Source organism: Pseudoalteromonas sp. PAB 2.2, assembly GCF_001938575.1.
Classification (GTDB): domain Bacteria; phylum Pseudomonadota; class Gammaproteobacteria; order Enterobacterales; family Alteromonadaceae; genus Pseudoalteromonas; species Pseudoalteromonas lipolytica.
Genome location: NZ_LYPI01000021.1, coordinates 1 through 12,930 on the forward strand (window position 1 = coordinate 1; position 12,930 = coordinate 12,930).

Genomic DNA, 12,930 nt, shown 5'->3' on the forward strand with positions numbered 1-12,930 from the left:
ACATCTTTCGATGTTGAATTGACTGTGCTGAAATAAGTAAACTTATTTCCGTTGGTCACTCAGTTTAAATTGAGACTCTAAATTTGTTTGTCTTACTACCTAAGTAGCTCGACTGTTAGAACTCAATCTGTACGAGTGCCCACACAGATGATTGCTTTATATTGTTAAAGAACGTTGCGATTAAAGCGTTTCACTTTAACTCGCTAGGGCTGCGTATATTACGCTTTCCTATTTTTTTGTCAACACTTAATTTTGAGAAAATTTAATTTTTCGAAACTAAGTTTTACTTAACACTCTGAGTTGCTCTTGCCTCGCTAAGCGTTGCAGTCTGCCGTCTCAGTGGGGTCGCATTATAGGGAGATCCGAATTCAGATCAACTGTTTTTTTTACGTTTTTATGAAAAAAATGACTGTTCGTGCAAAATACGAACGAAACGGGTAAAAACAATACTAAAAAAGGCCCTGAAGGGCCTTTTTTAGTTATTTGATTATGAGCTTCCAACCAACTTTCGCTTGTAACTTGGACTCTAGTTGTAGCTCACTTGCCATTAGTGGGTGATATTTTAACCAATCACTATCAAATGTCAGTATAAGCGCATTTTTATCTACACTTAGACCTAGCGCTGGTAATACATCGTCTTGGCGACGCATCGATAAGATCACTGCGATCCGAATGATACGTGTTAAGCATTCAGCTAATTGCTCATTACACCCTAGATATGCAAAGCTATTTTTTGCAAGATCAGCCCTGTGTCCATTCGCTACTGCTGTAATAAGTTTATGCTCTGACTGTGAAAAGCCAGGCATGTCTGTGTTTTCTAATATATAGGCCGTATGTTTATGGTAAAGCTTATATTCGATTAGCAAACCAATCTCATGCAATTTAGCCACAGTCTTTAACAGTGCAATCGCATTACTATCCATTGATTGCCATTGGTTCATTACACTTATTGCCAGTTGTTCCGCAAGTTGCGCTACTCGGCACGCTTGTTTTTGATCAACATGGTAACGATTCATTAAACCATCAACGGTGCGTTTGCGAATATCATGATTATGTAGCTCAGGCACCATGCTATATAACACACCTTCACGCAATGCACCGCGCGCAAGCCCCATTTGCTTTATTTCTAACGATTCAAATAAAGCAATAAGAATTGCAAGTCCAGATACAAACACCAAACGACGCTCTTCACTAAGACCAGGTAATTCAAGATCAGCAATGGTGTCAAACGTGACTGACTGTTCTTTAATTGCTAACAGTTTATCTAGCGTTAGTAACTCATCCTGGTTTTGCGCAACCATAATCTCTTGAATGGCTTGAACTGTACCGGATGCACCACTGGCAATCTCCCATCCAGCAGCTTTATATTCAGGTACAATATCTTCAACAACATCTCGCGCTGCTTTAATAGCGGTATTGAAATTTTTGTTACTCAGCTTTTGATCTTTGAAATAGCGCTCAAGGAAAGTGACACACCCCATGTTGAGGCTCTTATAATGCAACGCGTCAAAACCTTTTCCAATGACAACCTCAGTGCTTGCTCCACCAATATCAATAACCAGCTGTCGACCACCACATGAAGACGTATGAGCAACCCCTTTATAGATAGTCTTTGCTTCTAACTCGCCACTTATAACATTGATTTTATGGCCAAGGATTTTCTCAGCTTTTTGTTGAAATACATCGGCATTAATAGCAAGGCGCAGTGTTGCGGTTGCAACAATGGTGATATTTTTCTTTGGTATATCTTGTAAACGTTCAGCGAACAAGGCGAGGCATTCCCAGCCTCGTTGCATGGCTTCAGTACTTAGAACATTGTTTTCATCAAGTCCTGCTGCTAGCCTTACTTTGCGTTTGACTCGGCCAATAGTTTGTAGGCCGCCAGCCATCGATTTGGCAATCAGCATATGGAAGCTGTTTGATCCTAAATCGATAACTGCATACACATTTTTTTGCGGTTGAAGTTGCCCCACCGTTCAAAAACCTCTAGTTACTACTACGTCTTAAACAACGGCCAGTTATGATGACCGTGATTTTTGGTAACTATTATTTGGTCGACGTCCGTTGTTATTACGATTACGTGGGCCTGTTGAATAGTTCCGCTTTTTCTGAATAGTAGGCTTTGTTAAATCATCAAGCAATGCACTTTTATCATAATGTGATAATGGAATGCTGTGCTCTATGTATTCTTCGATTTCGTGAAGATTATAAGCATACTGTTCGCAGGCAAAGCTGATTGCATGGCCTGATGCGCCAGCACGTCCTGTACGTCCAATTCGGTGTACATAGTCTTCACAATCATCTGGCAAATCAAAATTAAATACGTGACTTACTTCTGGAATATGTAAACCACGCGCTGCAACATCGGTCGCAACTAAAAAGTCTAAATCACCTTTGGTAAATTGCGCCAGAATTGACTGACGTTTTTTCTGGTTAACATCACCAGTCAATAACCCAACGCGATGCCCATCCGCCTTCATCCACGCATATACGTTTTCACAACTGTGTTTGGTATTTGCAAACACAATGGCTTTTTCAGGCCATTCTTCTTCAATTAAGGTTAACAACAACTTAATTTTATCATCTTGTGATGGATGAAAGAGCTCTTCCTGAATGCGCTTACCTGTTTTCACATCCGGTTCAATTTGTACATGCTCAGGATTAGTCATATGTTCAAATGCTAATTCCTGTACACGATACGATAAGGTCGCTGAAAACAATAAATTTAAACGCTCAGATGCTTCCGGCATACGTCTGAACATATAACGAATGTCTTTAATGAAGCCTAAATCAAACATGCGATCCGCTTCATCAAGCACAACAACCTCAATTTCGTTCAGGGTATAACAGCCCTGCTTATAAAGGTCGATAAGGCGTCCAGTCGTCCCAATTAAAATATCAACGCCTTTTTCTAGTTGTGCACGTTGTTTTTCATAATCTTCGCCACCATATACTAATCCTAAGTTAAGATTACAATGTGGCGCTAAAATTTTTGCATCTTTGTGTATCTGAATCGCCAGCTCCCGCGTAGGGGCCATGATCAGGGCTCTTGGATGTTTACTAGGTGCTTTGCTAGATTGTAATAACCGATGGCACGTGGCCGTTAAAAACGCCAACGTTTTGCCCGTACCTGTTTGTGCTTGACCCGCAATATCACGGCCCTCACAAATAAAAGGTAGGCATTTAGCTTGTATGGGTGTGCAATATTCAAACCCATTTTCGGTTAAACCGGCAACCACTTCCGGTGCGATAGCAAAGTCTGAAAACTTTTTATCGGTCAAATGTGTCTTAGTCATAGCGTTTAAGCATAACGTTTAAACTTGCAATAAGAAACAAGAGTGTTTAAATACGCATTAAATATTTCGCCTAACTTATCGGAGATCGCAATGAGCGAGAAAATTATTCAATTAACTGACGATAGCTTTGAAGCTGACGTACTTCAATCAGACAAACCTGTACTTGTTGATTTTTGGGCAGAATGGTGCGGACCTTGTAAGATGATCGCCCCAATTCTTGACGAAGTAGCAGGCGATTTTGATGGTCGTGTTACCGTTGCAAAACTGAATATTGACCAAAATGCAGGCACACCACCTAAATTTGGTATTCGTGGTATCCCTACACTTCTTCTTTTCAAAGATGGTCAAGTTGCAGCCACTAAAGTAGGTGCCCTTTCTAAGACTCAATTAGTTGAGTTTTTAGAAAACAACATCTAATGAAATAATAAAAAAAGGGCTTTTTGCCCTTTTTTTAGCTTTATTTTGTTTAAAGACTGGACGCCTTGCTAGTGACCTGCTAGTTTATAAAGCCAACTAATCCTTAGTTATACCAACAAACCTCACTCATGTATCAAACGACGATTTTGAGTATGACAATTGTAATAAAGAACCCACCAATATGCATTTACGCGAATTAAAAGACAAGTCTATCAAAGAGCTTGTAAACTTAGCTGAGTCCATGGGGCTCGAAAACGTAGCCCGTTTAAGAAAACAAGACATTATTTTCGCCATTCTTAAAGCACACGCAAAAAGCGGTGAGAACATTTATGGCGGCGGTGTATTAGAAATCTTACAAGATGGTTTTGGTTTCTTGAGATCATCTGAAGCATCTTACTTAGCCGGTCCTGACGATATTTATGTATCTCCGAGTCAAATCCGTCGATTCAGCATGCGTACTGGTGACTCTATTTCCGGTTTGATTCGTCCACCGAAAGATGGTGAACGTTACTTCGCTTTACTGAAAGTAAATGAAGTAAACTTCGATAAACCTGAAAACTCACGCACTAAAATCCTTTTTGAAAACCTTACTCCACTCCACGCAAATGAACGTTTACGTATGGAGCGCGGTAATGGTAGTACAGAAGACATCACAGCGCGTGTACTCGATTTAGCCTCGCCAATTGGTAAAGGTCAGCGCGCACTTATCGTTGCACCACCGAAAGCAGGTAAAACGATGCTTCTGCAAAATATCGCCCAATCGATCAGTTATAACCAACCAGACTGTGAGCTGATGGTATTACTTATCGATGAGCGTCCTGAAGAAGTAACCGAAATGCAGCGCCTTGTAAAAGGTGAAGTGATTGCTTCAACATTCGATGAGCCTGCAAGCCGTCACGTTCAGGTTGCTGAAATGGTAATCGAGAAAGCAAAACGCCTTGTAGAGCACAGAAAAGACGTGGTTATCTTACTTGACTCAATTACACGTCTTGCTCGTGCATACAACACGGTAATTCCTTCATCGGGTAAAGTACTAACCGGTGGTGTTGATGCAAACGCATTACATAAGCCTAAGCGTTTCTTCGGTGCGGCACGTAACGTTGAAGAAGGCGGAAGCCTGACAATCATCGCGACAGCGCTTATTGATACTGGTTCGAAAATGGACGAAGTTATCTACGAAGAGTTTAAGGGCACTGGTAATATGGAATTACACTTAAATCGTAAGATTGCTGAAAGACGTGTATTCCCTGCCATTGACTTTAACCGCTCTGGTACACGTCGCGAAGAGTTGCTGACTAAACCTGATGAGCTACAAAAAATGTGGATCTTACGTAAGATCGTACATGACATGTCAGAAATTGATGCGATGGAATTTTTAATTGATAAACTGTCAATGAGCAAAACCAATGACGAGTTTTTCGATTCAATGAAACGTCAATAATCACATTTGAATGTTTTAAGTAAATGCCTGTATTAAACAGGCATTTTTTTTGCCCAAAAGAAGCCCCTTTGATACCATTCGCTGCATTCAATACTCTATTTGAAGCAAGTAATACCCCTGCCTACTCTTTTGTTATTTTGTTGTTCTAAATAAGAAATATCTATCACTGATAACAACCACTGTCACTTAGCCACGTGGGTAAGTGTTATTTCAGGTTAATATAAGTTCATAATATAAATGGAATTTCATTGAAAGCTGTTCTATAAATAATGAGATGAAATGCTTAGGAACACTCAATGACGCGCATTAAAATAGCAATCGCTCTGTTTTTAACAAGCTTACTGGGGTGTATTGCTAGTTTTGCTGTGTTTGATTTCTCTACTTCGGCTCTACTTATACTCAGTCTCTTTATCTGTGGACCGTGGGCAGTAATGATTTATAGTCTCTATTCGACAGACAAGCAGCAGCTGGACTTCTTAAATGACTTTGCGACGAATATGACCGCAGAGCAAGGTATTAACTTCTCCTTTCGTTTTGATGAAAATAACCCTAATTTACCGCAAGCATGCCATGCATTAAATGAAAGTTTAACCACAGTAGAGCACTTGCTCGGAGAGATTTATTTTTCTTCTGCGCGATTGCTCCCTATGGCGGATGCACTAAGAGACACTTATGCCTCTATGACCCAAAAAGCCACGATTCAAGATGCTCACGGTGTCGATCTCGCCATTACAATAAAGCGTACCATTGACGTATCAAGAGAGCTCGATCGAAGTTTAGAGCAAATTTATCACGCGGTTTCTAATGCCACGAATTCCGTAAAACAAACCCGTTTAGACACTGATAAGAGTCAATCAAGTTTATTAAAACTCGCCGATAATATTAATCAAACAAGCCAACAAATTGTTTTGCTCAAGCAAGATAGCGACGCAATAGGTTCTGTGATTGAGGTCATTAATAGTATTGCCGAACAAACTAACTTATTGGCTCTTAATGCCGCCATTGAAGCAGCCCGAGCAGGCGAGCAAGGAAGAGGGTTTGCAGTAGTGGCTGATGAGGTTCGAAACTTAGCTGCACGCACAAGCAAATCAACACAAGAAGTTCGAAATATGGTTGCTAAAATTCAGCATAATACTGAGCAAGCGAATCAGTTGATGCAAAAGGCATTAAAAGAAACAGAGCACACCGTTAAGCTATCTGACGAATCAACACGTGAAACAAATAAAATAGAACAAGCGATGTTAGCCATCGATGCTTTATCAGAAAGTATTCACGCACAAGTTGCACTGCAAAGCCAAATGTCTGATGAAGCACAAGCAAGTATTGACTCTATGGTTGAAATTAACTCAGATGCATTATCCAGCACACAAATTCAAGCCGTTTCAAGTAAGGATCTCGTTAATCTCGCACATTCAATAGATAATAAGTTGTCGATGTTTAAAGTGACCTACCCTAGCATTGATTTAAAAAAGCGAGTAGACCGCTCACGATTCATCAATGACGAAGAAATAAAACAAGCTCAAGATGGTGATATTGAGCTATTTTGAGCTAAACGTGTGCAGTGCATAAGCTCGAGTAGTTGCGTTACTAAGTGATTAATTTCAAACGCTGTCTTGTTTTTTATGGCCAGCTCGAGTGCTAAAGCACTGTGTGCAATATCATCTAAGGCAAACATTTTTGCAGCCCCTCCAATTCGATGAGCATCTTGTTGTAAGCTCATTAAATCATCCGCTGAGAAATGCTGCTGAATCAAGTCCGCTTCGTAGGCAAAACTATTAATAAAGCTAGTGACAAGATCACGCGTATCGGGCATTGAATTAGCTAGTTGAGAGGTACTTTTACAATGCTTTGCAAGCTGCGTGTAAAACACTTTTTTATCGATTGGCTTAGCAAGATACCCAGTAAAACCCGCTTCTAAATAACCTTCAATTTGGTGGCTAATCGCATTCGCAGTTAATGCGTATACAGGTTGAGTAAAGCCACATTTTTGTAATAGCTTCAATGCGCTTAAACCATCAAGTACTGGCATTTGAATATCGAGTAACACCACATCTGGGAACTCTTTTAAACATTGCTCAACAGCCTGCTCACCATTTTCTGCTGTAATGACTTCTAGCCCCATAGATTCTAAATAACGGCAAATTAAGCGTCTGTTATCTGGGTGATCTTCGGCAAGTAATACTTTGCCTGACAATCCTTTAGAAGCTGAGTGTGTAATCGCTTGATTGTCATCAATATACGCCGCAGGCTCAAGTTCTTTACAGGGTAAGTAAAAAGAGAACTCACTGCCTTTATTCGCCTCGCTCTCAACACTGATGTACCCGCCCATCATCATCGCCAATTGCTGCGACAAGCTAAGTCCAAGCCCAGTACCACCAAAACGACGACTAATACTGTTATCACCCTGACTAAAGCAATCAAAAATTAGTTTCAATTGCTCAGCATTCATGCCAATGCCGGTATCTCTAATGCGAAACACAATGCCTTGCTCGACGCGCGATACATGTAACTCAACTTCTCCTTGCTGAGTAAACTTGATGGCATTCGCGCATAAGTTTATTAATATCTGTTTTACACGCGTAAAATCTAAGTAGCTGAAAAACTGCTCACCAAGTTGATTTTGAAACGCAAATTTTAATCCTTTCTCTTTCGCCTGACCGCTCAGCATAGAATGCACATCTGTCAGTAATTCCACTAAGTTGCCCTCTTCTAAGTTCAACTCAAGTTTATTCGCCTCAATCTTACTAATATCAAGTACATCATTAATAAGCTCTTTTAAGTGATCACTTTGTTTTTGAATAACCGCAAGTTCTTCATTCAACTTCTCAGGCTTATAAAGACCATTCATTAAATGATCGGTTTGACCAAGAATAGCAGTCAGTGGAGTGCGGATTTCATGGCTAATATTGGCAAGAAACTGACTTTTGATATCATTTGCACTACGCAACTGCTCTGCAATTTCTTCAAGTTCTTGGGTGCGCTTAGCCACCATTAAAGAGAGTTGCTCCTTCGCCTCTTTTTCAATCTTGCGTCGGTAAATAGTAATTCCTGTCACAACAATCATTACAAACAAAATGAACAGCATGATCGTTAGCTGGCGTTGTTTAGACATTTCGAGCGCTTGCACATGCTGATGTTGCTTAAGATCGACAATTTCTTGATTTAACTGACTGGCTTGAATTTGGCTTTGTAGTTTACCCAATGATTTTAAAAGCTGTTCATTTTTAGATGCATTCATTTTGCGAACAAAGCTATCAAAGTATGACACTGCACTTTCAAAGTCTCCTTGACCCGCTTTTATCAATGCATGCATACCCAAACCATCGAGTACTCTGAGCTCATCTTTATACTCTTTCGCCATACTAACAGATGTGTTAAGCGTGACTTCTGCTTCAGGTAACTTCCCTTGTAACAGCTCGATTTTCGCTTGTGATAATAATCCCGCTAACTCGAGCCCCTTATTATCAATTTGCTTTGCGAATTTTATCGCTTTTTCCGTGTGACTTAAGGCCATCTCAAGATCACCCGTTCGCAAGTACACGTTAGCAATGTTACCGTGTCGAGAGGACAGGTAGTATGCATCATTCATTTCTTGGTAATGGCGCAAAGCACGCTGGTAGTAATGCAATGACAGTTGATACTCACCAAGCTCTGAGTAAGCCACTCCCATATTGCCATAAGATTGAGCGATACCATCTTCATCATTAAGCTTTTGAAAAATAGCCAGTGCTTCTCGATACATATCCAGTGCAATATCGTAGCTAGACAAACGGATATAAATACCCGCTATATTGTGCAAAATATCCGCTTTATCTTGTGCTGTTCCATATTTATCGTAAATCGTTTTCGCTTGTTTATAATAATCAAGCGCTTGATTCATATTAAACATATTGAAGTAAGCAAGACCAATATTACTCAAAAGATTAGCTTCAGAAATTGGCTGCTCCATATTTCTTGCAACACTCAAGGCTCGCATATACGCACTCACGGCTTGCTGCATTAACCCTTGATAATAATAGGTCACACCTTGCATTTTAAGAGCTTGAAAATAACGTTGTGGATGCTCTTCAAAAGAGGTTGATGTTGCAGCCAGTTGATAGTGTTCCACTGCAGCAGAGAAATTATCTTTCTCCAGTGCAAAGTCAGCTAACTGTAGATAAACCTCTAATTTTTCATCGGATGTGATATTAGGTGCGGCTAGCAGCTTTATTGAAAGTTGTTTTTTCTCATCCCATTGCTGTGATTGCGTAAACTGCTCAAACAATGAGTGAGATGAAAAACTAGGAGACGTAAAAAACAAACAGACACACGCGAGCGTTGAATAAAGCAAGCTGAGGCGCAATGTGATGTACATATGTTTATATCCCTAAAAATCAACCAAGCGTGCATTAGCAGAACTCGCTAAAGCATCGCCAAATGCATTCCTTTAAACCTAAAACATGATCGTAGTTTCAATAACGCAGCTGTGTTAGCGTATATACTTTAAGATTACACTAAACATTGGCCTACGAACAATGGTTAACCCACTGATTGATGAGATTTTTTACCTTCTTCTACGACAGTCTACTTGGAAGGTGCATACGCTAGCCAGCGCGCTGGGAGAGACGAATTATCTTAAGCAACTCGATGAAGACCCGCAAAAAGACCTCTTTAAACGTAATTTTCTAATTATGAACGGATTGTATCAGTTACAAGCACAGCTAGCCCCGACCCAGCGATTAGAGATTGCATCGCTTCATATAGAGCTTATAGATACATACCCTACAGACCGTCCAGAAAAAGACGATCCGCTAAGAGCATATTATTTAGATTGGCAAAACTATGACACGTCACGAGACGCCATTGATGCATTACTTGACCAATTTTGGCAGCGTTTTAGCACACACAATCGCTTCTGTCTTACTCAAGTATCAGCTGAGCAACTTTACCCGATCATACAACACTGGCAACTCCCTGCAGATTATTCATATAGAGAGCTGCAAAAACGGTGGCGACAACTCGCCTTAAAGTATCACCCTGATCGACAAGGTTCTGCTACCAAGTTCAAAAAAATACGGCAAGAATATGAGCAACTCAAGGCGAATTGCTCACATTAATTTTAGCGCGTTAATCGACGAGCTCGTATTTTACGCTTTTTAATATTACCTTCTGTTAATTTACGCAGAGCAGGCTTAACAGCAGCACGCTCAACAGCAATAAAGGCAACATTATCAAGTACATTTATTTTACCAACTTGGTGTCCCGCGACCCCTTCTTTACCCGTTAGCGCCCCTAAAATATCACCCGCACGAATTTTCTGCTTTTTACCTGCATCAATCATAAGCGTTGCCATTGTAGGCTTATAAGCTGGCTTTTCTAATAAACTAAACGGCGGAATAGGCTCTGGTTCAAAATCTTTTTCATAGTGATCACCTATTTGTGCCACTTTAAACTGCTCAGCTTCACCATAAATTGAACAGGCAATCCCTTTTTTACCTGCACGCCCGGTGCGGCCCACACGATGCACATGTGTTTGAGGGTCATGTGCTAAGTGGTAATTCACCACCATATCCATATCATTAATATCAAGCCCGCGTGCAGCAACATCCGTCGCGACTAAAATTGAGGCGCTTTTATTAGAAAAACGAATTAATGTACGTTCTCGTTCTCGCTGTTCTAAATCACCATGTAATGCGACGGCACTAAATCCTTCAGCAAAAAGGTCATCACAAATTTGCTGAGTCTCAACTTTCGTGTTGCAGAACACCACACAACTTTCTGGCTGAAACTTTAACAGTAAAAGTTTTAAAGTATTAAAGCGCTGCTTGTTATTATCAAGTTTGTAAAAGTACTGTTTTATTGTGCTCTTTGCCTGCTCTTCTTCAACTTTGATCGTCTCAGGATTGCTCAATACACGCTCTGCAATTGCTGCTATTGATTTCGGATACGTCGCACTAAACAATAATGTTTGACGCTGGGCTGGAATGCATTCAACAATCGCATCTAAGGTATCTTGAAAACCCATGTCGAGCATTTGATCGGCTTCATCAAGCACTAAAGTTTCAACATCATCTAAGCGCAATGTTCCTTTACGAATATGGTCATCGACCCGCCCTGGTGTACCTACGATAATATGTGCACCATGTTCAAGCGAACCAATTTGCGGTCCAATTGATACGCCACCACACAAAGTAAGTACTTTAATATTGTGAATACTACGCGCTAACTTACGGACTTCTTCTGCAACCTGCTCAGCTAATTCACGCGTTGGGCAGAGAATTAATGATTGGATTCGAAAACGTTTAACATTTAATTTAGCCAGCACGCCTAAACTGAATGCAGCAGTCTTCCCTGAGCCAGTTTTAGCTTGGGCAATAATATCTTTTCCTTGCAAAATGACCGGCAAACTTTGCGCTTGCACTGGCGTCATTTGTGAATAACCTAAGGTCGATAAATTATCGATTAACTCTTGCGGCAAAGCCAACGATGAAAAAGCAGTAGCAGTCACAGTAACATTCCAAACTTGATAGTGGAGGGATATCCTCGAAGATTCAGAGGATCATAGCAGAGAATGGGTTTATTCTCTAAGTGAAAAGCCTTTCATACTGAAATTCATATTTGGTTACAGTTTGCAACTTTATAACTTGCTGCATTTGTTCTAGTTTGTAGTTATTACCAAGGAAGACACTATGCTACTTTTTAATACTGCTGCTGCTGATGTTTTTTACAAACAACCTAAAACATGCCCCCACTGTCAAAGCGAGCATTATTCATTAACCAATCACAGCAAGATACTGCGTTTTACTATTTTGCCAGTTATCCCACTATCAATCAGTTATCAGCGCCAGTGTGATGATTGTGGCTATATGACTCCCGTGTCTTGGTACGCACTTCCTACTTTAGAAATGCTCTCGATTATTAAGTACTTTGCCGGCGTGTTACTTTTAGGCTATTTTTTAATTCAAACTGTGCTTGGTGTTCATCAACAAACTACGAACGAAGTTAGTTATATAAATAAGCCAAAACTGTTCGACACGTATTTTGTCCACGCTGACAAATTTACCGACACCCCAAAACGGATTAATAATTTAAAAGTGGCGCAACTGGTTGAATTTGATAATGACAACATGACCTTTCGTGTCGGTAATTACACCTACAAATATAATAAAGACATTGAAATTGCTATGCGCACAAGCATGTTGGTCCAAGATAATTATTTCTCAAGTAAAACCATGACCTTTCGCAAAGAACAAATACAGCAATTTTATGAAGACAACAGCATTTACAAAATCATGCGCCCTGAGCTTTATAGCTTATTCGGAGGCTTTGTAATGCACCCACCAAAGCCGAAACCCTTATATACCGGCGTAAAACTTGATAAGCACAATCAAGAAGGTATCACTTATTTTAAAGATGGGCTTTACACAGAAGCGCTAGACAGTTTTACGCTTTCTGCAGAGGGGGGTTATTCGTGGGGGCAACTTAACTTAGGGCAAATGTATCGCGATGGTCAAGGCACTCAAAAAAGTCTAGAAAAAGCGGCCGATTGGCTCAATAAAGCCACACAACAAGGCAACCTTAAAGCTAAAATTGAACTTGCTGAATTATGCCTAAGCTACGACTGCAGTAATTTAAACACAGATTAAATCCACTTTTTATAACATCCAATAAAGTAAACCAATGAATAACAAACGCATTGGATATTTACACCAGAAAGGTTATGTTATAACATACTTTAACTAATGCATAATGAAGTGTAGATAGAAAGAGCAAAATAACTCTCCTGCTTTGTTTTAG

The 12,930-nt window shown here is 40.1% G+C and carries 9 protein-coding genes; 5 read left to right on the top strand and 4 right to left on the bottom strand.

Features of this window, described 5'->3' with window-relative positions:
• Positions 1-479 precede the first annotated feature (479 nt).
• Together gppA and rhlB are read right to left on the bottom strand one after the other, a co-directional pair.
• Positions 480-1,973 (bottom strand): guanosine-5'-triphosphate,3'-diphosphate diphosphatase, encoded by a 1,494-nt coding sequence (gppA, locus tag BWD47_RS17395; protein WP_036974452.1) that lies wholly within the window; start codon positions 1,971-1,973, stop codon positions 480-482.
• 45 nt (positions 1,974-2,018) lie between these two features.
• A complete protein-coding gene (rhlB, locus tag BWD47_RS17400) occupies positions 2,019-3,296 on the bottom strand; it encodes an ATP-dependent RNA helicase RhlB (RefSeq protein WP_036974450.1) in 1,278 nt (425 codons plus the stop codon).
• 90 nt (positions 3,297-3,386) lie between these two features.
• On the opposite strand from rhlB, the gene trxA reads away from it, so the two are divergent.
• From trxA to BWD47_RS20340, 3 genes are all read left to right on the top strand, one after another.
• Positions 3,387-3,713, top strand: a complete 327-nt coding sequence (gene trxA, locus BWD47_RS17405; RefSeq protein ID WP_036974472.1) for a thioredoxin TrxA — start codon at positions 3,387-3,389, stop codon at positions 3,711-3,713.
• A 181-nt stretch (positions 3,714-3,894) separates the two neighbouring features.
• Positions 3,895-5,154, top strand: coding sequence for a transcription termination factor Rho (gene rho / locus BWD47_RS17410; protein WP_083633683.1), 1,260 nt, complete (start codon positions 3,895-3,897; stop codon positions 5,152-5,154).
• A gap of 296 nt (positions 5,155-5,450) precedes the next feature.
• Entirely contained in the window at positions 5,451-6,701 is a 1,251-nt protein-coding gene (locus BWD47_RS20340) for a methyl-accepting chemotaxis protein (protein WP_065978896.1), read from the top strand.
• On the opposite strand, the gene BWD47_RS17420 is transcribed toward BWD47_RS20340, so the two are convergent.
• Positions 6,674-9,508 carry a tetratricopeptide repeat protein gene (locus BWD47_RS17420; RefSeq protein ID WP_075594382.1) on the bottom strand — a complete coding sequence of 945 codons (2,835 nt, stop codon included), beginning with the start codon at positions 9,506-9,508 and terminating at the stop codon, positions 6,674-6,676. The genes BWD47_RS20340 and BWD47_RS17420 overlap by 28 nt on opposite strands.
• A gap of 160 nt (positions 9,509-9,668) precedes the next feature.
• Here BWD47_RS17420 and BWD47_RS17425 point away from each other — a divergent pair, with 160 nt between their 5' ends.
• Positions 9,669-10,250, top strand: coding sequence for a DNA-J related domain-containing protein (locus BWD47_RS17425; RefSeq protein WP_075594383.1), 582 nt, complete (start codon positions 9,669-9,671; stop codon positions 10,248-10,250).
• Between the two features lie 2 nt (positions 10,251-10,252).
• On the opposite strand, the gene dbpA is transcribed toward BWD47_RS17425, so the two are convergent.
• The gene (gene dbpA / locus BWD47_RS17430; protein WP_036974444.1) at positions 10,253-11,641 is read right to left on the bottom strand and encodes an ATP-dependent RNA helicase DbpA; all 1,389 of its coding nucleotides are present in this window, start codon (positions 11,639-11,641) and stop codon (positions 10,253-10,255) included.
• Positions 11,642-11,822: 181 nt separating this feature from the next.
• Here dbpA and BWD47_RS17435 point away from each other — a divergent pair, with 181 nt between their 5' ends.
• Positions 11,823-12,779: a tetratricopeptide repeat protein gene (locus BWD47_RS17435; protein WP_075594384.1), complete on the top strand. Its 957-nt coding sequence runs from the start codon at positions 11,823-11,825 to the stop codon at positions 12,777-12,779.
• Positions 12,780-12,930: the final 151 nt, after the last annotated feature.